This is a genomic window from Plesiomonas sp. (assembly GCF_051650925.1).
Classification (GTDB): Bacteria; Pseudomonadota; Gammaproteobacteria; order Enterobacterales; family CAMTGL01; genus Plesiomonas.
In genome coordinates, this window is the sequence record NZ_JBOFRH010000418.1 from 1 (window position 1) to 23,533 (window position 23,533).

The 23,533-nt window shown below is 48.6% G+C and carries 25 protein-coding genes and 1 pseudogene; 11 read left to right on the forward strand and 15 right to left on the reverse strand.

Going from position 1 to position 23,533, the window contains the following annotated elements; all coding sequences use genetic code 11:
- Positions 1-380 (reverse strand): annotated as a pseudogene (locus ACRC27_RS09870) (hypothetical protein); the annotation flags it as partial.
- Positions 381-691: 311 nt separating this feature from the next.
- On the opposite strand from ACRC27_RS09870, the gene cysZ reads away from it, so the two are divergent.
- Entirely contained in the window at positions 692-1,462 is a 771-nt protein-coding gene (gene cysZ / locus ACRC27_RS09875; RefSeq protein WP_438623170.1) for a sulfate transporter CysZ, read from the forward strand.
- Between the two features lie 133 nt (positions 1,463-1,595).
- Here cysZ and ACRC27_RS09880 read toward each other — a convergent pair whose 3' ends face one another.
- Positions 1,596-2,720: a beta-ketoacyl-ACP synthase III gene (locus ACRC27_RS09880; RefSeq protein ID WP_438639796.1), complete on the reverse strand. Its 1,125-nt coding sequence runs from the start codon at positions 2,718-2,720 to the stop codon at positions 1,596-1,598.
- 511 nt (positions 2,721-3,231) lie between these two features.
- Between ACRC27_RS09880 and cysK the strand changes: the two genes are divergently transcribed.
- From cysK to crr, 4 genes are all read left to right on the forward strand, one after another.
- On the forward strand, positions 3,232-4,200 hold the full coding sequence (cysK, locus tag ACRC27_RS09885; protein ID WP_438622849.1) for a cysteine synthase A: 969 nt from the start codon (positions 3,232-3,234) through the stop codon (positions 4,198-4,200).
- Positions 4,201-4,541: 341 nt separating this feature from the next.
- Positions 4,542-4,799: a phosphocarrier protein Hpr gene (ptsH, locus tag ACRC27_RS09890; RefSeq protein ID WP_438622848.1), complete on the forward strand. Its 258-nt coding sequence runs from the start codon at positions 4,542-4,544 to the stop codon at positions 4,797-4,799.
- Positions 4,800-4,857: 58 nt separating this feature from the next.
- On the forward strand, positions 4,858-6,585 hold the full coding sequence (gene ptsI / locus ACRC27_RS09895) for a phosphoenolpyruvate-protein phosphotransferase PtsI (RefSeq protein ID WP_438622847.1): 1,728 nt from the start codon (positions 4,858-4,860) through the stop codon (positions 6,583-6,585).
- Between the two features lie 71 nt (positions 6,586-6,656).
- Positions 6,657-7,166: a PTS glucose transporter subunit IIA gene (crr, locus tag ACRC27_RS09900; RefSeq protein ID WP_438622846.1), complete on the forward strand. Its 510-nt coding sequence runs from the start codon at positions 6,657-6,659 to the stop codon at positions 7,164-7,166.
- A gap of 164 nt (positions 7,167-7,330) precedes the next feature.
- On the opposite strand, the gene ACRC27_RS09905 is transcribed toward crr, so the two are convergent.
- The 11 genes from ACRC27_RS09905 to napF form a co-directional block, all read right to left on the reverse strand.
- Positions 7,331-8,239: a Dyp-type peroxidase gene (locus ACRC27_RS09905; protein ID WP_438622845.1), complete on the reverse strand. Its 909-nt coding sequence runs from the start codon at positions 8,237-8,239 to the stop codon at positions 7,331-7,333.
- Positions 8,240-8,393: 154 nt separating this feature from the next.
- Positions 8,394-9,056 (reverse strand): DUF1131 family protein, encoded by a 663-nt coding sequence (locus tag ACRC27_RS09910; RefSeq protein WP_438629921.1) that lies wholly within the window; start codon positions 9,054-9,056, stop codon positions 8,394-8,396.
- A gap of 241 nt (positions 9,057-9,297) precedes the next feature.
- Positions 9,298-9,780, reverse strand: a complete 483-nt coding sequence (locus ACRC27_RS09915; RefSeq protein WP_438622843.1) for a DUF2919 domain-containing protein — start codon at positions 9,778-9,780, stop codon at positions 9,298-9,300.
- Positions 9,781-9,792: 12 nt separating this feature from the next.
- Positions 9,793-10,221, reverse strand: coding sequence for a GNAT family acetyltransferase (locus ACRC27_RS09920; RefSeq protein WP_438622842.1), 429 nt, complete (start codon positions 10,219-10,221; stop codon positions 9,793-9,795).
- 301 nt (positions 10,222-10,522) lie between these two features.
- On the reverse strand, positions 10,523-11,122 hold the full coding sequence (gene napC / locus ACRC27_RS09925; protein WP_438622841.1) for a cytochrome c-type protein NapC: 600 nt from the start codon (positions 11,120-11,122) through the stop codon (positions 10,523-10,525).
- 12 nt (positions 11,123-11,134) lie between these two features.
- A complete protein-coding gene (locus tag ACRC27_RS09930) occupies positions 11,135-11,587 on the reverse strand; it encodes a nitrate reductase cytochrome c-type subunit (RefSeq protein WP_438622840.1) in 453 nt (150 codons plus the stop codon).
- Positions 11,584-12,456 carry a quinol dehydrogenase ferredoxin subunit NapH gene (napH, locus tag ACRC27_RS09935; RefSeq protein ID WP_438630707.1) on the reverse strand — a complete coding sequence of 291 codons (873 nt, stop codon included), beginning with the start codon at positions 12,454-12,456 and terminating at the stop codon, positions 11,584-11,586. Before napH ends, ACRC27_RS09930 begins: the two co-directional genes overlap by 4 nt.
- On the reverse strand, positions 12,457-13,365 hold the full coding sequence (gene napG / locus ACRC27_RS09940; RefSeq protein WP_438622838.1) for a ferredoxin-type protein NapG: 909 nt from the start codon (positions 13,363-13,365) through the stop codon (positions 12,457-12,459).
- Between the two features lie 83 nt (positions 13,366-13,448).
- Positions 13,449-15,938 carry a nitrate reductase catalytic subunit NapA gene (gene napA, locus ACRC27_RS09945; protein WP_438639797.1) on the reverse strand — a complete coding sequence of 830 codons (2,490 nt, stop codon included), beginning with the start codon at positions 15,936-15,938 and terminating at the stop codon, positions 13,449-13,451.
- Positions 15,935-16,195, reverse strand: a complete 261-nt coding sequence (gene napD, locus ACRC27_RS09950; RefSeq protein WP_438630218.1) for a chaperone NapD — start codon at positions 16,193-16,195, stop codon at positions 15,935-15,937. The genes napA and napD overlap by 4 nt, the downstream gene beginning before the upstream one ends.
- Before the next feature lie 97 nt (positions 16,196-16,292).
- Positions 16,293-16,856 (reverse strand): ferredoxin-type protein NapF, encoded by a 564-nt coding sequence (napF, locus tag ACRC27_RS09955; protein WP_438622836.1) that lies wholly within the window; start codon positions 16,854-16,856, stop codon positions 16,293-16,295.
- Between the two features lie 348 nt (positions 16,857-17,204).
- Here napF and narQ point away from each other — a divergent pair, with 348 nt between their 5' ends.
- Entirely contained in the window at positions 17,205-18,893 is a 1,689-nt protein-coding gene (narQ, locus tag ACRC27_RS09960; protein ID WP_438630208.1) for a nitrate/nitrite two-component system sensor histidine kinase NarQ, read from the forward strand.
- A gap of 104 nt (positions 18,894-18,997) precedes the next feature.
- Positions 18,998-19,627, forward strand: a complete 630-nt coding sequence (locus ACRC27_RS09965; protein ID WP_438622834.1) for a response regulator — start codon at positions 18,998-19,000, stop codon at positions 19,625-19,627.
- A 171-nt stretch (positions 19,628-19,798) separates the two neighbouring features.
- Here the strand turns inward: ACRC27_RS09965 and ACRC27_RS09970 are convergent, their stop codons facing one another.
- Complete coding sequence (locus tag ACRC27_RS09970) at positions 19,799-20,089, reverse strand: winged helix-turn-helix domain-containing protein (RefSeq protein WP_438622833.1); 291 nt, start codon at positions 20,087-20,089, stop codon at positions 19,799-19,801.
- Positions 20,090-20,400: 311 nt separating this feature from the next.
- Here ACRC27_RS09970 and ACRC27_RS09975 point away from each other — a divergent pair, with 311 nt between their 5' ends.
- The 4 genes from ACRC27_RS09975 to ACRC27_RS09990 all read left to right on the forward strand — a co-directional run bounded on the left by ACRC27_RS09975 (position 20,401) and on the right by ACRC27_RS09990 (position 23,012).
- Positions 20,401-20,766 (forward strand): ArsC family reductase, encoded by a 366-nt coding sequence (locus ACRC27_RS09975; protein WP_438622832.1) that lies wholly within the window; start codon positions 20,401-20,403, stop codon positions 20,764-20,766.
- 102 nt (positions 20,767-20,868) lie between these two features.
- A complete protein-coding gene (dapE, locus tag ACRC27_RS09980) occupies positions 20,869-21,996 on the forward strand; it encodes a succinyl-diaminopimelate desuccinylase (RefSeq protein WP_438630210.1) in 1,128 nt (375 codons plus the stop codon).
- A complete protein-coding gene (locus ACRC27_RS09985) occupies positions 21,993-22,661 on the forward strand; it encodes a M15 family metallopeptidase (RefSeq protein ID WP_438630212.1) in 669 nt (222 codons plus the stop codon). Before dapE ends, ACRC27_RS09985 begins: the two co-directional genes overlap by 4 nt.
- A 48-nt stretch (positions 22,662-22,709) precedes the next feature.
- A complete protein-coding gene (locus ACRC27_RS09990) occupies positions 22,710-23,012 on the forward strand; it encodes a DUF2897 family protein (RefSeq protein ID WP_438639798.1) in 303 nt (100 codons plus the stop codon).
- A gap of 269 nt (positions 23,013-23,281) precedes the next feature.
- Here ACRC27_RS09990 and ACRC27_RS09995 read toward each other — a convergent pair.
- Positions 23,282-23,533, reverse strand: a 252-nt coding sequence (locus tag ACRC27_RS09995; protein ID WP_438639799.1) for a tRNA-binding protein, incomplete at its 5' end; no start/stop codon positions are given.

The window sequence follows — 23,533 nt, forward strand, 5'->3', positions numbered from 1 at the left end:
CGAGCATTTTCCGAGCTAGAACGCGAACGCGTTGGCTCTATTTGCTCATTATCATCGTCTAAATCAGACTGCAATTGAGGTGCTTTTTTCACCGAAGCTTTTATCGGTCTTGCACTCAATACATCTTCATCAGCGTCATCATCAACCGCTGAAAATGAGGGTTCTTCAGGCGACTTACGCGAGCCTTTTTTCACCCGAACAGGTTCGAGATCATCAAGATCGTCTTCCTGTTCCGGAGGCTGTTTCTCTTTTAAACGTTTAACGGGTTTGTGGCCAAACACCGTTGGCTTTTCCTTGCGGCTTGCCCACAATCCATGCAACAGCAAAGCAGCTATCGCTATCGCTCCCACGACAATCAAAATCAGACGCAAATCCTGCATCGCTGGTATCTCTTTAATAATTCAATATCTGTGCTCAAGTAGTGAGCAAAGTAACTATGACTCACTTTATGTGTTAGCGCTCTTATCTTCAAGTGCTGACACCGAATTCTCTGTACATTATGAAGTTTACGCCAACCTTTTGCCTATTTTTTAACCATCTCGTTACATTTTTGCGTTAAGAATATGTATTACCTACTTTAATTAAATGCAAATCAGCCAATATAAATATCAGCGGTTGTCCATTTTAGTGACTGGTATCTGTTTTGCGCTGCCGTTATGATTTAGGTAAGTGAACTGTGTGGATAGACAATATGTCATCAACAACAAAGACAAAAATGACCGAAAATGGTGTGACCTTCTTTTTACAGGGGTGGAAACTGGCCTTTCTTCCGGGAATTCGCCGCTACGTTATTCTGCCACTGTTGGTCAATGTATTACTGATTGGGAGTGCTTTTTACTGGTTAGCCAGCCATATGCAGGCGTGGATCGGGCAGCTTCTTTCCCATATCCCCGATTGGCTGCAATGGCTAAACTATTTACTCTGGCCACTGGCGGTTATCAGTGTGTTGCTGCTGTTTGGCTATTTTTTCAGTACGCTGGCCAATATTATTGCATCCCCGTTTAACGGGCTGTTAGCTGAACAGCTTGAAGCCCATTTGACCGGAGAGGAGCCGCCTGTCACGGGAGTCATGACATTGCTCCGTGATGTACCGCGTATTTTGAAGCGTGAAGTACGAAAGTTGGTGTATTACTTACCAAAAGTGATTGCGTTACTGTTGGTATCACTCATTCCTGTCGTTGGCCAAACACTTGCCCCGTTATTATGGTTATTGCTGACGGCATGGATGTTGGCAGTTCAGTACTCAGATTATCCGTTCGATAATCATAAAATCCCCTTTACGACGATGCGTGATGCACTAAAACAGCGCCGGTTCACCAGTATTACGTTCGGCGGACTCATCAGCATTTGCACTATGGTGCCACTGCTGAATTTAGTGATTATGCCGGTAGCGGTTTGTGGTGCAACAGCGATGTGGGTCGCCTGTTATCGCCCACAACTCAAGGGAACAGGCGCAAAATAGATGATCTGCGCCAAGAGCTAACATCAACCGAAACAGCACACATCAAAAATAAAACAAAAAAGAAGGGCCCTCTCATGGCCCTTTTTTTATCTCTATTTTTATCTCTCCGCATGGCTTCATACGGTGTGATTGACTAACGTACACACTGCAAAAGTACAGATCCCACCGAATAACCAGCTCCAAATGAACAGAGCACACCGTAGTCACCGGCAGAAAAATCATAATGATAACGATGAAAAGCAATAACCGAACCTGCTGAGCTGGTATTAGCAAACTCATGCAAAATAGTTGGTGCATCGAGCGGCAGAGGATCTCGCCCCAGAACTTTACGTGCAAGAAAGGTATTCATATTGCTGTTTGCCTGATGCAACCACAAACGTTTGAGCTGATGGCTCTCTAATCCAACTCGTTCTAATTGCTGTTCAAGCAGTTGACTGACCAATGGCAGCACCTCTTTAAACACTTTCCGCCCCTCTTGCATAAATAGCTTATCGCGGTTGAACTGTGTTTCTGGTGTTGCTCGATTCAAAAAACCAAAGTTATTGCGGATGTTATTTGAAAAATGGGTATGCAGTGTTCTATCGATAATCTGAAATGCTTTACGGCTCTGGCTATTTTCTGCTTTTTCCAGCACTAAAGCACTGCATGCATCACCAAAAATAAAGTGTGAATCACGATCACGGAAGTTTGCGTGCCCACTGCAAATTTCTGGATTCACAACCAGTACGGTATTTGCCATGCCGCTGTTTATTGCATCAACAGCCTGACTAATGGCAAATGTAGCTGATGAGCAAGCCACATTCATATCAAATGCATAACCGCCTGCACCCAGCAGAGCTTGCACCTCAATGGCGATAGCCGGATAAGCACGCTGTAAATTAGAGGCTGCCACTATGACCAAGTCAACATCAGCTGCTTTGCGCTCTGCCGTTTGCAAAGCTTCTTTTGCCGCACTGACCGCCATTTGTGCCATTAAACTAGGCTGGTCATCACTCGGTTCAGGCAGCAAAGGCTGCATAACGTCAGGGTCAATAATACCTTCACGTGCCATCACGTAACGTTGTTTGATACCTGAGGCTTTTTCAATAAATTCAGTGCTGGATGTCTGTAATGGGGCCAATTGCCCAGCCGTAATAGCGCCGTGGTTTTCAGCATTGTAACGGGCAACATACTGATTGAACGCGTAGACCAATTCGGTATTGGTGATTTGGTGTGGTGGGATATAAAGACCAGAGCCACTGATCACAATCTGCTGCATACATCATCCTTGTTCATACATTACAGATGCCAATAAGATCGCAATCTGCCAATAAAAAAAGTGAAGCCTAGACTCTCATACAGGCTATCCCTAAGATTACGCAGATGTTAAAAAAAGTCGAGCGATGTTGGCAGGTAACGGGCAGTCGCTATCATGCAGTGGCGATGCTCACAACAATAAACGCTTACCAGCGAAAATACCCTGTTCGGCTAATTGCATTAATTGAATAACGATATACGTAATCGGTGTTTCCGATCTTAAATAGCCGGCGTATGCTAAACCTCATTAAAGTTTCAAGGTGTTGATTTGTTGGCGTAAGATCAGTGAGTGGTTTAAAAAACACGGCTGAACAACACAACGTTAACCAGCATCCCCCAGATGCAACAGTGAGCGCAACTTAGTGCTGCTAGGTCTGTTTGGTGATAAACCGACTCTTTGTATGCTCACTGAAATCGAAAAATATGACTGTGATAGGCGATATACCAAATACTTTACCGGAAGGAATTGGACTATGAGCAACATTTATGCAGATAACTCACAGACCATTGGTCATACCCCACTGGTTCGCCTGAACAGAGTCAGTAATGGAAATGTACTGGTTAAAGTTGAATCCCGTAACCCAAGTTTTAGTGTAAAGTGCCGAATTGGTGCCAATATGATTTGGGATGCCGAAAAGCGCGGAATTCTAACGCATGATAAAGAGTTAATTGAGCCAACCAGTGGTAATACAGGGATTGCACTCGCCTATGTTGCCGCAGCGCGTGGTTATAAACTGACATTAACTATGCCAGAAACCATGAGTTTAGAGCGCCGTAAGTTACTTAAAGCACTCGGGGCTAACCTGATTTTAACCGAAGGCGCAAAAGGCATGAAAGGCGCGATTAATAAAGCCGAAGAGATTGTCGCCGCCGAACCCGAGCGTTATGTTTTATTGCAACAATTTAATAACCCAGCCAACCCAGAGATCCATGAAAAAACCACCGGCCCTGAAATCTGGAATGATACTGACGGTGACATTGATGTGTTTGTTGCCGGTGTAGGAACGGGCGGTACACTGACCGGTGTGAGCCGCTACTTGAAGCAAACAAAAGGCAAGGCGATTATCTCGGTTGCAGTTGAGCCAAAAGACTCGCCGGTAATTTCACAGGCGCTGGCCGGTGAAGAGATTAAACCCGGCCCACATAAAATTCAGGGTATCGGTGCAGGCTTTATCCCCGGAAACCTCGATTTGAGCCTGATTGATCGTGTTGAACTTATCACTAACGAAGAAGCCATCAGCATGGCGCGCCGTTTAATGGAAGAAGAGGGTATTTTAGCTGGCATTTCATCGGGAGCTGCGGTTGTTGCAGCCAATAATATTGCTGCGTTGCCAGAATTTGCCGGAAAAACGATTGTTGTGCTGCTACCCTCCTCAGGTGAGCGTTATTTAAGCACTGCACTGTTTGCCGATATCTTCACAGAAAAAGAAATGCAACAGTAATGCCACTTCGCTAAATTGTATAAAAAGGCATCAAATTCGATGCCTTTTTGTGCGCTAGCACTAGGTTCTATACTCACAGTGATTGATTTATTTTCCCCTCTCTTGTATTAAACCAATCAATTTTTTCGTAGCGTAAAATTAATCAGAGTATGCGACGTTTTTGCTATGCATTGTTAATCTTATACAATGCTTCTTTGGTCAAAGACGTTCATCATGACGTTAAACGTTTACTTTGATAAATTTACGGCATAATTCGAACAGCAATATTAATAACAAAACAGGTTGACGCTAGTTAGTTGTATACTGCGTATAACCTCCACAACTCATTGGGATGAAATACTATGTTTGAGAAACAAGTTACTATTACCGCACCAAACGGCCTGCACACTCGCCCTGCTGCACAGTTTGTGAAAGAAGCGAAAGCTTTTGCTGCTGATATCACTGTTAACTCTAATGGCAAAAGCGCAAGCGCAAAGAGCCTGTTTAAACTGCAAACACTGGGTCTGACCCAAGGTACTGTTGTGACTATCTCTGCTGAAGGTGAAGACGAGCAAAAAGCCGTTGAGCACCTTGTAAAGCTGATGGCTGAGCTTGAGTAATCACAGGCTACAACACGTAACGAATTCGTAATTGCAGAAATAAAGTATAGGTAGGGCTATGATTTCAGGCATCTTGGCATCACCCGGTATCGCTTTTGGTAAGGCATTATTGCTGAAAGAAGACGAGATCGTGATTAACCGTGCAACACTGGCTGCTGATCAGCTAGAGAACGAAATTGCACGTTTTTTTGATGGTCGTAACAAAGCAGCGGCCCAACTAGAAACGATCAAACAAAAAGCAGCTGTGACGCTGGGCGAAGAAAAGGAAGCAATCTTCGAAGGTCACATCATGCTGCTGGAAGATGAAGAGCTAGAGCAGGAAATCATAGCCTATATCCGTGAAAACAGTGCATCGGCAGAAGCCGCTATTCACGCCATTTTAGAAGGCCAAGCACAATCGCTAGAAGAGCTCGATGATGAGTATCTAAAAGAGCGTGCCGCTGATGTGCGTGATATCGGTAAGCGTCTGCTGAAAAATGTGCTCGGCATGAACATTGTTGATTTAAGCGCTATCAGTGAAGAGGTGATTCTGGTCGCAAACGATCTGACACCATCAGAAACTGCACAGCTGAATCTGGACAAGGTTCTTGGCTTTGTCACTGATATTGGTGGTCGCACCTCACACACCTCTATCATGGCGCGCTCACTTGAGCTGCCTGCCATTGTCGGCACTAACAATGTTACCCAACAAGTTAAATCGGGTGATTTTGTGGTACTCGATGCAATCAGCAATGCTGTGCACATCAACCCAACTGCCGCACAAATTGAACAACTCAAAGAGATTCAAGCCCGTTTTGCTAACGAAAAAGCAGAGCTGGCAAAGTTAAAAGATCTTCCTGCGATGACGCTAGATGGCCACCAAATTGAAGTGTGTGGCAACATTGGTACAGTGCGTGATGTTGACGGTGTAGAGCGTAACGGTGGCGAGGGCGTTGGCCTGTATCGTACCGAGTTCCTGTTTATGGACCGTGATGCACTGCCAACTGAAGATGAACAGTTTGCTGCCTACAAAGCCGTTGCACAGGCAATGGGTGATCAAGCTGTTATCGTGCGTACCATGGATATCGGCGGTGATAAAGACCTGCCATATCTAAACCTGCCAAAAGAGATGAACCCATTCTTGGGCTGGCGTGCAATTCGTATCTGTTTAGATCGTAAAGAGATTTTGCGTGCTCAGTTGCGGGCTATTTTGCGCGCATCTGCGTTCGGTAAGCTGCGCATTATGTTCCCAATGATCATTTCGGTTGAAGAGGTTCGCACTTTGCGTGCTGAACTCGATGAGCTGAAGCTGGCTCTGAAGGCCGAAGGTCACGCTTTTGATGAAAATATTGAAGTCGGTGTGATGGTTGAAACCCCCGCAGCGGCAGCAATTGCACATCACTTAGCAAAAGAAGTCGATTTTTTCAGTATTGGAACAAACGACCTGACTCAGTATACTCTGGCCGTCGATCGTGGTAACGAGCTGATTTCACACCTGTATAACCCAATGACACCTGCTGTTCTGACGCTGATCAAGCAAGTCATTGACGCTTCCCACAAAGAGGGTAAGTGGACAGGCATGTGTGGTGAGTTAGCCGGTGATGAGCGTGCAGCCGTACTGCTATTAGGTATGGGGCTGGATGAGTTCAGCATGAGTGCAATTTCTATTCCGCGCATCAAAAAAGTGATCCGTAACGTCAACTTTGAAGATGCGAAGACCTTGGCTGAGCAAGCATTAGCACAGCCAACTGCCGCGGATATCATGGCGCTGGTCAATAAGTTTTTGGAAGAAAAAACACTTTGCTGATTGTGCTAATGTGGCAAGTACACTAAGTTAGCGCAAGAAGTCGAATAATTTCCGATAATGAGGATGATACTATGGGTCTGTTCGATAAGCTGAAAAAACTGGTTTCTGATGATTCTAGCGATACGGGTAGCATTGAGATTTTCGCGCCACTGTCCGGTGAAATCGTAAATATCGAAGATGTACCTGATGTGGTTTTTGCTGAAAAAATCGTCGGTGACGGTATTGCAATCAAGCCATCAGGCAACCTGATGGTCGCACCGGTTGACGGTACTATCGGTAAGATTTTCGAAACCAACCATGCATTCTCTATCGAGTCTGATTCTGGTATCGAGCTGTTTGTTCACTTCGGTATTGATACCGTTGAACTGAAAGGCGAAGGCTTCAAGCGTATTGCTGAAGAAGGCCAGCGTGTGAAGATGGGTGATCCGGTTATTGAGTTTGATCTGGCCGTGCTGGAAGCAAAAGCAAAATCAACCCTGACGCCTGTTGTTATCTCTAACATGGATGAAATCAAAGAGATGGTTAAGCTCTCTGGTAGCATCACTGTGGGTGAAACACCGGTACTGCGCATCAAAAAGTAAGGGTGAAATAGGGTATGTTTTCATACCTTATCTTCCGATAAAAAAAGCCGACATGCATATGTCGGCTTTTTTGTTGTTCAATATTGTTGTGCCATATTGCAGCTCAATCTCTACCGTTATCTGCCATTATTTGTTGTACAACACGGCAATAAGGCGATACGGGCTTAAAGCTGCTCAAGGCGGGTACGGGAAGGCGCGAAATAGTAGCCTCCAGTGACTGCTCGGGTGTATTTGAGCAGACGATCGTACTGACCATCCTCTAACCCACCAAACATGCTTAGCAGCTGTTTCTCGATGTTATACAGCGAGTGACAGTAGGCGCAGAAGTACAGACCGTGTTCATCACTGACTTTACCGTAAGGCAGGCTGTGACGCAGGATCTTGAGCCCTTTCCCCTCTTCTTTCAAATCAACTCGGCTAACGTGCGAGTTTTCAAAGCGCTGTTCAGGTTCTAGCTCTTCACTTTCAGTTTTTGTACGACCAATGGTTTTCTCTTGATCTTGTTCGTTCAAGCCGTGCCATTTCGGTAGGTTATGTGCATAACGCTGCACCAGAATATAGCTACCACCCTGATCAGGGCCTTCGGCAATTACGCCGACTTGCTCACGCGGTTCATCACCATGCGGATTTTCTGTACCATCAATAAAACCGGTCATATCACGGGCATCAAGGTAACGAAAGCCATGTTGTTCATCGGTTACGGTCACGCAATCGCCGAGCGCATTCAGCACATCTTGAGCCAGTGCATAATTCAGATCATGGCGCTGAGAGTGAATATGAATAAACACATCTTCTTGTGTTTCAGGGGCGATGTGTCGCTCTTCGCCCAGCTCGACAAACGGTTTTAGCTCGGGAGCTTCTTCATCGCCTGCCAGTGTACGCCAGAGCGCATCACCAAAAGCCCATGTGCCTGACAGTGCGGCATCTGCATCACTGGCAGCATAGTGATCTATCATCGCCGGAAATTGTTTGGCAATCTCACGGACACGGGAAACCCCCTGCTCAACATGTAAGACAAGGAACATGGCAAAGCGACTGCCTTCCGGCACGACTCCACTTTGAGCTAGCGTCATAAGGTTATCCTCTGTTGTTATCTTTTAAAGACGATCATTTTCAGGCGAACATCTGCTCGGTAAAACATACCTTGGTCGAACCGTAAGCAGCTATTCGGCCGGTATTCATCTGTTATTGATCTGCTTTTATGCTATTTGTGTGCCGCTTACAGGATCAACTCGCGTCAACCGAGTCAGCCTCTGCCTGCCACATGATCTGCTGTACCTTCCAGTTACGCAGCACATCATCAGGCGGTAATAGCCCTTGCGGGCCGCTCCATTGGCCGCTAAAGGCATAGCGGACACGCTGATCTTGCGGAGCCTGACAAATAACAGCTGATGGCGTATCGGCCAGCCCTACTGTACAGCGAGCGCCTAGCGCTTTTGGGTAGATATCGGAAAACAGGTTTCCAACATGCGTGCCCCATTCTGTCTCAATTTTGGGGCTATAAATAGCGATAGCATCAATCTTATCTTTACTTTTTCCGCTGAATACCAGTGCACGCTGATTATCTTGCAGGGCTTCTGCATAGGGCTGAATCTCACCATTGTGCATCTGCATGCCGGTGCGCACTTGGTATTGATCCCCCAGCTTATCTTGAAGTGTATCCGCAGAAATCGGGGTATCGTGTGTAATGCCTAAGACTTGCTCGCCATTAACGCTTGAGCTGCTGCGAAACCAGCTAAGTGGTGACCACCAGCTTGATGTGCTGCCGGAAGCGGCTGGAGTATGGGCTTCAGTCTCGGTCTGAGGAGTGTCTGTCTGGGTATCACCATAAAACGTACTGCATCCTGCCAGCAGCAGGGGGAGTGCCATAATCCATGCGTGATGCTTCATGCGGTTTCCTCTTTATGCGTGTTCATCAGGCTAATAGCCTGATTCATGAGCTGTTATCGCTGAATATCTCATGATTAATATGACAAAAATCAGACGTATGGTAACTCAGATTGTCACGCGATGAGATAAGAATAGCGGATTAATCGACACTGTTATTGAGGTAATTCGGTGATAAAAGCAATACTGATACTGAGATGGCATTAAGGTGACATTGAGATAGTATAATACTGAGATAACCCGATTAGTGGGGCTCTATCATCAATGCCTGAGGTTTAAATGCGGCGGCCAAACGCTTGCTGCGCAAGACATAGATCAGTGCCCACACGGTAATCATCAGCAGTGTGGCATTGGGCAGGGCAAAATCAGCCGGTTTGGTGATAGCCTGTTTGACCAGCATCAACAGATCCCCCAATAACATGCTGGGCAGCAGAAAACGGCTCATTTGCCAGACTTTTGGCCAGTGATGCCGACGTCCGGCCACTAAAAACAAAAATACGGCTGGCAAGCCAAGCGACATGCCAAACCAAAAATCATCAATGCTGGGATAGAAGAGTGTTAGCAGGGTATTGCCCGTTTCACGTGATGCACCCGCAATAATGAACAGTGCCCATGTTTTGGCCTGTAGCACGACAATGGCCCAGAATAACCACGGTAAGCGCAGTTGACCGTGGTTATCATATTCATCGGGGTGATAGTGCGGCGGGTTCGGCAAAGAGGAGGTCATAACGGTAACCGCTTACTCATCAATGCTGTCTTCTATCAGCCGTTTTCCCAGACAGATGGTGTCTTGGATTTCATAGCCGAGCTTTTCATACATATTGATAACGGATTGATTCTCTTCCCGCACTAGCAGATGAATTTTCGGGCAACCACGGGCAATCAGCTTTTTTTCAACCCGATTAACCAGTGCGTTGGCAATGCCGCGACCACGGTAATCTGGGTGAACAGCCAAATAGGTGACCCAACCACGGTGACCATCGTAACCCCCCATGATAGTACCGATAACTTCGCCTGCAACTTCGGCAACCAAAAATAGATCGGCACCGGTATGCACTTTACGCTCGATATCGATCTCAGGATCATTCCACGGGCGCAGCACATCGCAGCGATCCCACAATGTCAGTACTTCTTCAAAATCATTTTGTTTAAAAACACGAATTTCCATTGCTGTACCCGAAACTATCTCAAACTGTTTTAATTATTAATACGCAGCATCTGTATGCAAGGCGCTGTACGACGACATTAACCACACAGCCTGTAATGCTATAACAAGCGCCTCACGCCAACACCGGTAGACATGACCAGTGTGGCCTACTCTGCGTAGTAGGCGCGTTAGTGTAATGCCTTAACTTAACATATGCATTACCTGCGGTTGGATCTGAGGGTGAAAATAGTGAAAAAACCGCGCTGCTTTAACAGCAGGGCGGTTTTTTTTGATCACAAACAGAATTAAGTGCAAGGTTTACTTAAAAACCGGGTTTTACATCACTCATATCCGGCAGTTTGTGAGCAATACCTTTGTGGCAATCAATACAGGTTTGGCCGTCAGTAATGGCTTTTTCATGCATTTTTGCCGCTACCGTTTTCTGCGCGGTAAAATCCATATTATCGAAGTTGTGACAGTTACGGCACTCTTGTGAGTTGGTCGCTTTAAGGCGCGCCCACTCACGTTCAGCCATGACTTTCCGGTGCTCTTCAAATTTTAGCGGCGTATCAACGATACCGAATACTTTGGCATACAGCTCACGGCTGGCCTGTACTTTACGGATCATTTTATGGGTGAAATCTTGTGGCAGATGGCAATCTGGGCAGGTTGCTTTCACGCCGCTACGGTTATTAAAGTGCGCGGTTTCGATGTATTCCTGATACACGTTGTCTTTCATTTCATGGCAGCTGATACAGAACTGTTCGGTACTGGTAGCATGCATGGTGGTATTAAAGGTGACAACAAAGGCGATACCACCAATAAAACCGATAATCAGCAGAGTACCCAATGCCAAGCGGCTGGGTTTACGCCACCATGTCCATGCGCGTTTTAGCAAGCTGGGCTTTTTTTCAGTGTTCATGGATACCTCTGATTACTGGCCAAAACCGGTGGTCGGTTTGAAGGTGTTGTCGATAATCGGTGTTGCATCAGTTTGCGGTACATGGCACTGCAAACAGAAGTAACGACGCGGCGCAACTTGGTTGAGTACTTTGCCATCACGATCCATAAAGTGGGTCGGGCTGATACGCGGCGCACCGGAAACGCGGTACTTCTCAACACCGTGGCACTGTAAACATTGGTTGTTGTTCATAGAGACTTGATACCCTTTGATATCATGCGGGATCAGCGGCGGCTGATTCACATAATCAAGCGGTAGACGCTGTTGCTCTTTAGGTTGTGTGGCAATTTTTTCGACCGGCTGCGCCGCTTCGGAAGATTTAGCAAAATCGACGTTATAGTTATTTTTAACACTGTCAGTGGTGGCAGCATGAGCCCCCAGTGCCAGCGCGGTCAGCATAAAACACAGGGAAAGTAGCTTTTTCATTTTTTCACTCCCGAATCAGTCAATCGAGTCGTTATCTGAAATACATGTTCGGCACATACGTCGATACAACGTCCACAGGTGATGCAGTCTTGACTGAGCACCTGTGTAGATTGTTCGGCATTGCCGTGTAAAGGTGTACGTAATACATGCGGTTCGGGGCAGACATGGTAGCAATCCATGCAGCGGGTGCAGTTTTCCCGTGCCACGGCATTGACCCGTAACAGGCCTTTTGCGCCTATCACGCCATACAGCGCCCCCATCGGGCAGAGGTGGCCACACCAGCCGTGTTCAACCACTAGCAGATCAAACACGAATACAGCAATCACCAACCACAGGCCCGCACCCGCACCAAAAATCAGGGCTCGCCCCAAGGTGGCGACCGGATTTACCCACTCCCACAGCAACGTTCCGCTGAATGCGCTACCAATCAAGATCATGGCAAGCAGCACATAGCGGGTCATGCGCGGCAGTGTTGCACTGGTGCGGATCCCCAGCTTGCGCCGCAGCCATGCCGCGGCATCGGTGACCATGTTCAGCGGGCATACCCATGCACAAAATGCTCGGCTGGCAATCAGGGCATAGCTGACAGCAATGATCAGCCCGCCAACCAGTGCGAGTGTTTGTGGCCAGTGTCCGGCGGCCAGACTTTGTAATAGGATCAGCGGATCGGTCAACGGCACGGTATCGAGCAGCAAGCTGCTGCTGTAGTTGCCTTTTAAGATCCACACGCCCCACCACGGTCCGGCAAGAAACATCGCCAGAACCAGCAGTTGTACTGCACGGCGAGCCAGCAAAAATCGATGGGCATATGCCCAGCCATGACGCGATACTGCATCGCGCCCTGCTAGCTTGGGTGAGTTAACCGCCATCTATAAGCCCTCTTTTAGCTGTACGCTGCCGGATGTTAGCGGCTCTGCGGGGGAGGAGATTGCAGCAGCCGGAGCGGGCTGACGCACAGGCAGTTGAACGCCCTCTGGCACCAGTGAGTGTCCGGCTTTTTCTTTCTCTTCCCACCCTAAGCGATAGTGTTGCCCCAGCAACCCTTTTGCCAATGACATCGGCAGCACTTTGATTGCGGCTTCTTCCAGCACGCACGCTTGTTCACATTTTCCACATCCGGTACAGGCATCACTGTGTACGGTGGGGATGAATTTTGCGTGTTTACCGGTACGGCTGTTGTGCTGTACATCCAACGTAATGGCTTTATCAATTTGCGGACACACGCGGTAGCAAACATCACAACGCAGCCCTTGCCAGTTCAGGCAGCTCTCTTGATCGAGCAGCACTGCCAGCCCCATGCGCGCATCATCAATGTTGGTTAATGCAGGATCGAGCGCACCGCTTGGGCAAGCCGGAACACACGGAATGTCATCGCACATTTCACACGGCACGGCACGGGCAACAAAATAGGGTGTGCCTGATGCTACCGGTGCCAGCAACGTCGCCAGTTTGAGTGTGTCGTACGGGCAGGCTTGTACACACTGACCGCAGCGGATACACGCCGCACTAAACTCAGGTTCCGCCAGTGCGCCGGGCGGACGCAGTAATACGCCCTCTTTTGCCTTAGCTTGCCCCTGTTTTTGCTGTAAGCCCAGTAGCAGAGCCGCGCCCCCTACAGCGCATGCTGTTCGCCCAAGATCGCGCAAAAAACGCCGTCGCGCCGGGGTTTTATCCCTGACACGTGCAGTATCGTTGTTGCTGATACTGTTGCTGCGAGCTGGCTTGTTTGCAGGCCGCTGTGGTGGTTGGTCTGCCGGGCTGTTTGGTGAATCTGCCATGCGTTAAATTCCGTTGTGTTGTCACGGTACGCTGAAGGTCAACCGGCAGCGTGATGATTTTGGGCTACCGGTTGACCTTTGCATCACGCCTTCATCAGCTTAACTGCACACTTCTTGAAGTCTGTTTCCTTCGAGAGCGGGTCTGTTGCATCGAGTGTGAGTTTGTTCACCAACTGAGCAGCATCAAAGAACGGCATGTACACCAAGCCGCGCGGTGGCTTGTTACGGCCACGCGTTTCAATCAAGGAGATCACCTCTCCTCGGCGTGAAATAACTTTGACTTTGTCACCACGGCGCAAGCCACGATCTTTAGCATCAAGCGGATGAATAAAGACCACCGCTTCTGGGAAAGCGCGGTGCAGTTCAGGGACTCGGCGGGTCATCGAACCTGTATGCCAATGCTCAAGGACGCGGCCAGTGGATAACCACAGGTCAAACTCTTTATCCGGCACTTCAGCAGCAGGTTCGAATGGCAGCGCAAAAATGACCGCTTTGCGATCAGGATTGCCGTAGAAGCTAACCTCTTCGCCCGCTTTGACATACGGGTCAAAGCCTTCGCGGTAACGCCACAAGGTCTCTTTTCCGCCGACAACCGGCCAGCGCAAACCGCGTGCCTGATGGTACATATCAAACGGCGCTAAATCGTGACCATGCCCACGGCCAAATCCGGCGTACTCTTCAAACAGGCCTTTTTGTACGTAGAAACCAAAATCACGAGATTCATCATTTAGGCGTGTTTCGGGGATCTCATCTAACGTAAAGCGGTTGACCTGACCGTTGGCGTACAGCACGTCAAACAGTGTTTTACCGCGGTATTCTGGTTGCAGAGCCACCAGTTCTTCTGGCCACACCTCTTCCACTTTGAAGCGCTTGGAGAACTCCATCAGCTGCCACAAGTCTGATTTAGACTCAGCCGGTGCTTTAACCTGCTGATACCAGAACTGGGTACGGCGCTCGGCGTTACCGTATGCCCCCTCTTTTTCTACCCACATTGAAGTAGGTAAAATAAGGTCAGCGGCCATGGCGCTGACGGTCGGATACGGGTCAGAAACTACCACAAAGTTGCGCGGGTCACGCCAGCCCGGTAAACGCTCTTCGTTGATGTTCGGACCGGCTTGCATGTTGTTGGTACACATGGTCCAGTAGAAATTCAGCGTGCCATCTTTTAATGCACGATCTTGTGCAATGGCATGCAAGCCAACTTTATCTGGGATTGTTCCGGCTGGTAGTTTCCACGCTTTTTCAGCGATCTGGCGGTGCTTCTCATTGGTAACAACCATGTCTGCCGGTAGACGGTGGGCAAATGTACCCACTTCACGGGCGGTACCACAGGCTGAAGGCTGGCCGGTCAGTGAGAACGGCCCACAACCTGGTTTTGAGATTTTGCCCGTCAGCAGGTGGATGTTGTAGCACAGGTTATTTGCCCATACGCCACGGGTGTGCTGATTAAAGCCCATCGTCCAGTATGAGATGACCTTGATATTTGGATCGGCATACAGTTTTGCCAGCGCGACCAGTGAATCGGCCGGAACACCGGTCATTGCCACGGTTTTTTCCAGTGTGTATTCCGCAACAAACTTTTTATAGGCTGCAAAATCAATTGGCGTTGCTGCGCCGCTGTCTGGGTTCTTCGCCGCCGCTTGCAGAGGGTGTGTCGGACGCAGGCCATAACCGATGTCGGTTGCCCCTTCCTTAAAGACGGTGTGCTTAGTGATAAAATCCTGATCAACGGCATTATTTTCAATAATGTAGTTGGCGATATAGTTCAGGATCACCAGATCTGACTGCGGGGTAAAAATAATCGGGTAGTCGGCCAGTTCAAAGCTGCGGTGCTCGAACGTTGACATCACTGCCACTTTAACATCAGGTTTGGACAAACGGCGGTCGGTAATGCGCGACCATAAGATCGGGTGCATTTCGGCCATGTTGGAGCCCCACAGCACGAACGCATCGGCCTGTTCGATATCATCGTAACAGCCCATAGGTTCATCCATACCAAACGTACGCATGAAACCTACCACCGCTGATGCCATACAGTGGCGCGCATTCGGGTCAATGTTGTTTGAACGAAAGCCTGCTTTGAACAGTTTCGCCGCAGCATAGCCCTCCCATACAGTCCATTGGCCTGAACCAAACATACCAATGGCCGTTGGGCCTTTCTCTTTCAGTGTCAGCTTCGCTTTGGCTTCCATGATATCGAACGCCTCTACCCACGAAATGGGGGTAAATTCGCCCTCTTTATCATACTGCCCCTCTTTCATGCGCAGTAACGGCTGTGTCAGACGGTCTTTTCCGTACATGATTTTTGGCAGGAAATACCCTTTGATACAGTTCAGACCACGGTTAACAGGGGCATCAGGGTCACCCTGTGATGCCACCACACGGCCATTTTGTGTACCCACCAGTACGCCGCACCCTGTACCGCAAAAACGGCATGGTGCTTTATCCCACGTAATCTGATTATTCCCAGCCGACTCGGCCGCATTTGCGATAGCAGGCAATGTCACACCGGCCGCGACAGCAGCTGCCGCAGCGGCATTTGCCTTCATAAAGTCTCGACGACTGAGTTTCATGGCATTTCCTCACCTTGATCATCTTGCTGGTGATACACCAGCGACACCGCCAACACGCCCTGAATATTGCGCGCTGACTCTATATTGGCTAATAGCACGTCAGAGGCCGCAGCCTGCATGACAACCACCATTTTTCCCTCTTCATTGATACCGGGGATCTCAGTATCCGGTATCTCGCTCAGTGCGCTACGCACTGCATCTATCTTTTCCGGGCGTGCATGCACCACTAATCCGCACACGTGCCACTCATCGGGCATATCATTGGGCGTAGTCACCGCTGTATCGGCACTTGGCATAACGGTTATCTCTTTTACGGGATTAACTGAAACTGCCGTTTGGCCGTTCAGCGGGGAGTTATTTGGCATTATCGTCCTCATGATGTGGCAAGGTGCTGTGGTGGGCGTTGGCAATATCAAGCGTAGCCGCAGAGATCAGCGAAATCGCCTGTACCGGACACACCGACACGCAAGCGCCACAGCCCGAACAGAGCGCAGCATCAATAACCGGTGGGCTAACCCCACCGAGTACCGGTGTAAAACGAATGGCTCGCGGTTCGCAGCCATCCTGACAACTGCGGCATGTCACGCTGTTGTGGGCCAAGCACGTGCTGCTAATTTGCGGGGAGAGCTGCCAGGCAAGTGCGGTTGTTGGAACAAAGGCATTCGCCTGACAAACCTGTACACACGCCTGACAAAAAGTGCATTCGGCACGGCTGAAATCTACTTTCGGAAAACCGCCATCACCCACCACCAGCACGCCTGTCTCGCACGCGCGTACGCAATCACCGCAACGCGTACAGGCAGCCGTAAACGCCGCCTCATTTTTAGCCCATGGCGGACGAAGAGGCGTATCACGTTGTATCGTTTCACGGCGAAAATGGCCGCGGAAAAGTTGGCGACGAGTAAGCTCTGTTGGCATTCTCTTCTTTTATTATCCGAATGTTGCAACAAACAGGGAGAAACTGGCAGCGTAAGGTAGAATTTTATCCCGTGCAGTATAATTACCCAAATTAGGTAAATAAGTGTGTGTATTGTTTAAGATCAACTACTTTGTGTAAAAAACCACCAGCGATAATGCGCCAGATCACAAAATCAAAATCGTGATTTTTATACCGATAACTGATTATATGCGCACAAGTGCATACTTGCTGAGGCAAAATAGCATCCCTGATTTTATCTTGTTGATCATGGCATTTTTAGCGATATAAATCTTCCCCGTACCCGCGCTAAAATGATCAAGATAAAACTTGAGGAAACGCAGCCCTACATGAAACAGACCTCTGTCGCCCGTACCATTGATCGCAGCCTGATTGGTATCGTGATTTTATCCATGATCTCAACCCTGCTCGGGTTGATGACACTGGTCAGCAGCTTAAAAGATGCCGAAGCGATCAATATCGCCGGCTCACTGCGAATGCAGAGCTACCGCATTGCCTACGATCTGAAAACCCATTCAGACGCACTGCCCGAGCATTTGGCACACTACCAGCAATCACTCACCGCACCTTCGTTAATCAGGCTTGATAGCCCGTTAACCCCACACTCTTTGCGGCAGAGCTACCGTTCACTGCTCGAAACATGGCAGCAAATTCATCAGCAAATCAATCAGCACCAGAACCAGCACTATCTTGATCAGATCGTTGATTATGTCAGCCAGATAGACCATTTTGTTTACGAACTGCAGCGTTTTTCTGAGATAAAACTGGCCATTGCCGGTGTCACCGGCGGTATTGGGTTAATCGGCATTCTATTTCTAGCACTTTTCACTATGCTGTTTACCCGCCGGCAAATTATCGCCCCGCTAGATAAATTGATTGCGGCCAGCAAAGAGGTTCAAAACCGGCAATTTGCCCATCAGCCTCTGGCCGTTGATCTAACCAACGAGATGGGCGGCTTATCACGCACCTTTACCTCCATGTCAGCAGAGCTAAGCAAGCTGTACCGCTCTCTTGAAGAGCAAGTGGCGATGAAAACCCAGAACCTAACAGATGCCAACCGTTCACTGTCGGTGCTGTATGAGTGCTCGCAAACCCTGAATGTCACGCAAGTTGATCAGCCCACACTTGAGCTGTTACTTGATAAAGTGTTGCAGGAAGAGCAGTTGCACGGTATCCAACTTGAAGTTACCGAACATACAGCCCAAAGCTGGATACTGCGGCGCGGTGAAGCACAAGCCTCCAGCACCCATCAATCACTGCCACTGTATATGAATGACCATATATTGGGGATTTTACACTGGCAATGTGCGCCACAGCAGTGCCCAGATGTGCGTTTAATGGAAAATATCAGCAGAATGATTGCACGCGGGTTATATTTCAGCCGGCTGCAAAAACAACAACAGCAATTACTGTTAATGGAAGAGCGCGCGATTATCGCCCGCGAACTGCATGACTCTTTAGCACAAGCGTTGTCATTTTTACGCATACAACTGACGCTTCTTAAACGCACCTTGCCGCATGATCAGGCCAAAACCTACGCGATTATTGCAGATTTTGAACAAGCGCTGACCGATGCCTATCGGCAACTGCGTGAACTACTGGCCACATTCCGCCTGACGATTCAAGAAGCAGACCTACATCAAGCACTTGAGCAGATCCTCGCGCCGTTACAAGCACAAACCTCTGCGCACATCAGCCTTGATTGTCGCCTACCTTCACAGGTATTAACCGCTCAACAGCAGGTGCATGCACTGCAAATCGTACGTGAAGCCGTACTTAATGCGATAAAACATGCGAATGCCCATGTTATCCGTGTCAGCGGACACATCGCCGACGATGGCTGCAATATCCTGAGTATTGCCGATGACGGTGTGGGTATTAGCAGCACTGAAGAGCCTGCAGGCCATTATGGGTTGAGTATTATGAGTGAACGGGCCACCCGTTTAGGCGGTGAGCTCAGTATTCAACGCACTCAGCCACAGGGCACCGAGGTTCAACTAACCTTTCGACATCATTAAACTTATCATCATTAAGTTAGCGGTAATGTTTGACGCTTTGAGTTACATTACCCAAGAGTTAATGAGGATAATTACACTACAACAGCAGTACAGAAGGTAACGCCGTGACCGAACAATACACGCTTTTGATTGTTGATGATCACCCGCTGATGCGGCGTGGAGTTCGCCAGCTTGCTGAACTTGAGCCGATATTCTCTGAAATCCGCGAAGCCAGTAATGGCAGTGAAGCCATTGCATTAGCCAATGCCAAGCAGCCGGATATGATCCTGCTCGACCTGAATATGAAAGGCATGTCAGGGCTTGATACACTCAAAGCATTACGCCATGAAAATATTGATAGCCGAATTATTATTCTGACCGTTTCCGACTCGCGCGCCGATATCTATGCGCTGATTGATGCCGGAGCCGATGGTTATCTACTGAAAGATACTGAGCCCGATTTATTGCTGGAAAAATTGCAGCAGGCAGCAGAGGGAAAAACAGTATTCAGCGATATTGTGTATGAATATTTGCAGTCCAGAAATGACAACCCAGCACCGCTGGCTGGATTAACTGAGCGTGAACTTGATGTGCTCAAAGAGGTCGCGCTCGGCCAGTCCAACAAGCAAATTGCGCTGCAACTGCACATTTCAGAAGAGACCGTAAAAGTGCACATCCGTAATATGCTGCGCAAGTTAAATGTCAGGTCACGGGTTGCCGCAACCGTGTTGTATCTAGAGCAGCGCAGCAGTTAATCACCACGAAAAACACCACTGAAGGGTAACCGGCGAACATGCTATTTTTGCCGTAAGCTGTAACAGATTATTCTTTCTCGCATCCCCCTCATCCAGAACACATGGCATGAGGGGGTTTGTTTTACGGCTGTAATTTATGGCTATATCAATAGCTCTATGTGTGGCTGTAGCCTATTGCTGATCAGATGCCAGTGCGGTTTGAATTTCATCAAGGTGCTCGGCGACCCACTGTGCCTGCAACGGCCCCCAACTTTGCAACTGATAATAACCGTCATTATTACGAATACCGTCTTGCACAAAGTGGATCTCAACCCCTAACCCATGCAGTGCTTTCATCGCATCTTGCAGTGTACGGCGCGGCCAGCCGGTCGTGGTCATTAAAAAAGGGATATTCGGCCGCTCGGTACTGGCCAGTAAATGGCACAAATACAAACGGCGGGCAAAGACAGAATTCAGACGCATAACGCACTCCTTGGCAAACATCATATTCGCCATTATCCCACTGCCTGATCATATCTTGCGCATTAAAATCCAATAACTGTGAGCTAATGGTGATTTTCCCTGCTCTTTACCCCTCCTCTTTACCTAGATAGCTGGCTCGCGGTATAACGTCTACACGAGTGCTCTTCATCCCCCGAATAAATGCTCTATCGCTAACTATCGCTAAAAGTGCGTTTCTGGCTAAATACGTTATAACAGCATGCGCTATAGCACTAACACCACCAGAGGGATGTAGACAATCATTATGTAATAGTAAAAAAAGAGGCTGTCTGATGAGTGTGATGTACGGAATAAAAAACTGCGATACCGTGAAAAAAGCCCGCCGCTGGCTTGATGATCACAATATTGCCTATCGTTTTCACGACTACCGTGCTGATGGCCTTGATGCTGATTTGCTCAACACATTTGTGGAACAACTCGGCTGGGAAGCGCTGCTCAATACCCGAGGCACAACGTGGCGAACACTGCCTGAAAGTGATAAAGCAGATCTGACCGCAGAAAAAGCCAGCGCGCTAATGCTGCAATACCCAGCAATGATCAAGCGCCCGCTGTTGGTCTACCAAAACCCAACTGGCAGTCAACCGCAATATCTACTTGGTTTCAAAGATACGCTGTATCAAGCAACATTTGCAGGCTAATGCCCGCCAATTATTGGCAGGTAGAGATGATAAAAACGATAAAAAAATGCAGGCTAAAAACCGGTCTGCATTCCTACATTTTACAGGGAGAGTACCCGCACCATGACAACCGTTGTTGATTTAGCCAGTGAATTGATTCGCCGCCGTTCGGTCAGCCCTGATGATGCGGGCTGCCAAACGCTGTTGGCCGACCGTTTAGCCGCCGCGGGTTTTACCCTTGAGTGGATGCCTAACGGCGATACCCTCAATCTGTGGGCCAGACGCGGAACCGCGCGCCCCTGTTTCACCTTTGCCGGACACACCGATGTTGTGCCAAGTGGTGATACAACCCAGTGGCAGAGCGACCCTTTCACGCCCACTCTTCAAGACGGCATGCTATACGGGCGCGGGGCGGCAGACATGAAAGGTTCACTGGCCGCAATGGTGATTGCCGCCGAGCGTTTTGTGCAGGCAAACCCCGATCATCAAGGTTCGTTAGCATTTTTGCTGACCTCAGATGAAGAAGCCAGCGCGGTGAACGGCACGGTTAAAGTTGTCGAAACCCTGATGGCACGTGATGAGATGATTGATTACTGTCTGGTTGGTGAACCGTCAAGCACCACACAGGTAGGTGATGTGGTGAAAAATGGCCGCCGTGGTTCAATGACCGGCAATCTGTATCTAAAAGGTGTGCAGGGGCATGTTGCCTACCCGCATCTGGCCGATAATCCGGTGCATAAATCGCTGACCTTTTTGAATGACTTGGTCAATATTGAGTGGGATCAGGGCAATGAATTTTTCCCGCCAACCAGTTTGCAAATAGCCAACGTACAGGCGGGCACAGGCAGTAATAATGTGATCCCCGGTGAACTGTATGTGCAGTTTAATCTGCGTTTTAGCACCGAAGTGACTACCGCTCAAGTTCAGCAGCGGGTTGCCGATCTGCTGGCACTGCACGATTTACCTCACACCCTGACATGGAATATCTCTGGCCAACCGTTTTTAACCGCACAAGGGCAACTGGTGGATGCGGTGATCGCGGCCATTCAGCGCTCGGCAGGGATCACCCCACAACTGCTGACCACCGGCGGTACATCAGATGGGCGCTTTATTGCCCAAATGGGCAGCCAAATTGTTGAGCTAGGGCCGGTCAACGCCACTATCCACAAAATTAATGAGTGTGTGCGGGTTGCCGATCTGGAACAATTAACCGATATGTATCAGCATACACTGGAGAATTTACTGTTGTGATCACCGCGTTTGACCCGCTCTGTTTAACCGGAAAGAGCCGCCGGCATTTGCAACCGCTGGATAATCGCCATGCCTTGCAACCACAAGCCTGTACTGCATTCATTGCACTGCAACAGGCAGCCAAGCAGCAGGGGTTCAACCTGCAAGCAGCCAGCAGTTTTCGTGATTTTTCACGCCAGCAAGCTATCTGGAATGCAAAATTTTCCGGTCAACGGCGGGTACACGATGATCAAGGGCAAACAGTGAATGTACTGACACTTGATGAACTGGCTCGCTGCCATGCCATTTTACGCTGGTCAGCGTTGCCAGGAGCGAGCCGACATCACTGGGGAACCGAGATTGATATTTATGATCCCGACCGTTTACCGGTTGGGCAACATTTGCAACTCGAACCGTGGGAGTATCAAGATGGCGGTTATTTCAGTGATCTGACGCTCTGGCTGCACGATGCACTGCCACAATTTGATTTTGCCCTGCCTTTTACCCGTGATCAGGGCGGCATTGCGATAGAGCCATGGCATATCAGCTATCTGCCACTGGCTGAAAAACTGGCTCAACAACTGACACCACAATCTCTCATCAATGCATGGGAACAAGAAGATATTGCCGGAAAAACAACCCTGATCACACACCTTGATACGCTGTTTGAGCGTTACATTCGTTGAGTTGTGCTTTCGTACAAAAATAACCACGCCGATACAAGGAGCTAAGTAATGGCGCTACTTGCGGAGATTTTTTCCCATAAATGGCTCATTATCATTACTGTAATTGCCGTTATTGGCGGGAATTTAGCGCTGTTAAAAGCGACTGCCAACCTGAAAATACCCAAAGGAAAATCGTATCCTTCCCCAAAAAATCGGTATGAGAATGATGACGAAAATGACAACTGGGGTCAGGTTAACAAAAAGCAGATAACGGATACGAGCGATACTTCTCTGATAAAAAATGCAACTACTACGCAACAAACTAAAATCGACAGGAAAGAAGATCACAATCGTAACAATGACCCGCAATAACTTCAGCAGTACGTCACGTTTCTGTAGGAATCCCCCTTTTAACCGCGGTGAAAGTGGCTATTCTTAAAACACTTATTACAACAGGGAGGACATGAATGACTTACCACGATGAGTATGAAAAAGCAGTCGCTGAGTACTCAGAAAATCAGTCGGCAATGCCTCTTGCTCCTGATGAAACGCCCGTTACTGAGTCTACAATGTAACGGTTTTATCTTTCCAGCGCACTGTCTCCTCCTCATTTCCTGCAGTGCGCTGACTTTTCTCTTTAATTATTCGATACACACACTTTTCAGCTCACCGGACTCTAGCACCGCCGCGACCTCTCGCCGAGATGCCTGCAACCACGCTTTGTGGCTCACTGTTTTTTCAACACATGGCGGTGATAATTGGCCTTTTAACGGATATTCCGGCAGGAAAACCCCAGAGTGCAAATGCGGCAGCGCGGCCGTAGAAGCCTTAAGTAATCGGCATAATGAAGGCCAACTGGTCTCTAGCGCTCGGTGCGCGTAGGCAAACCCCTC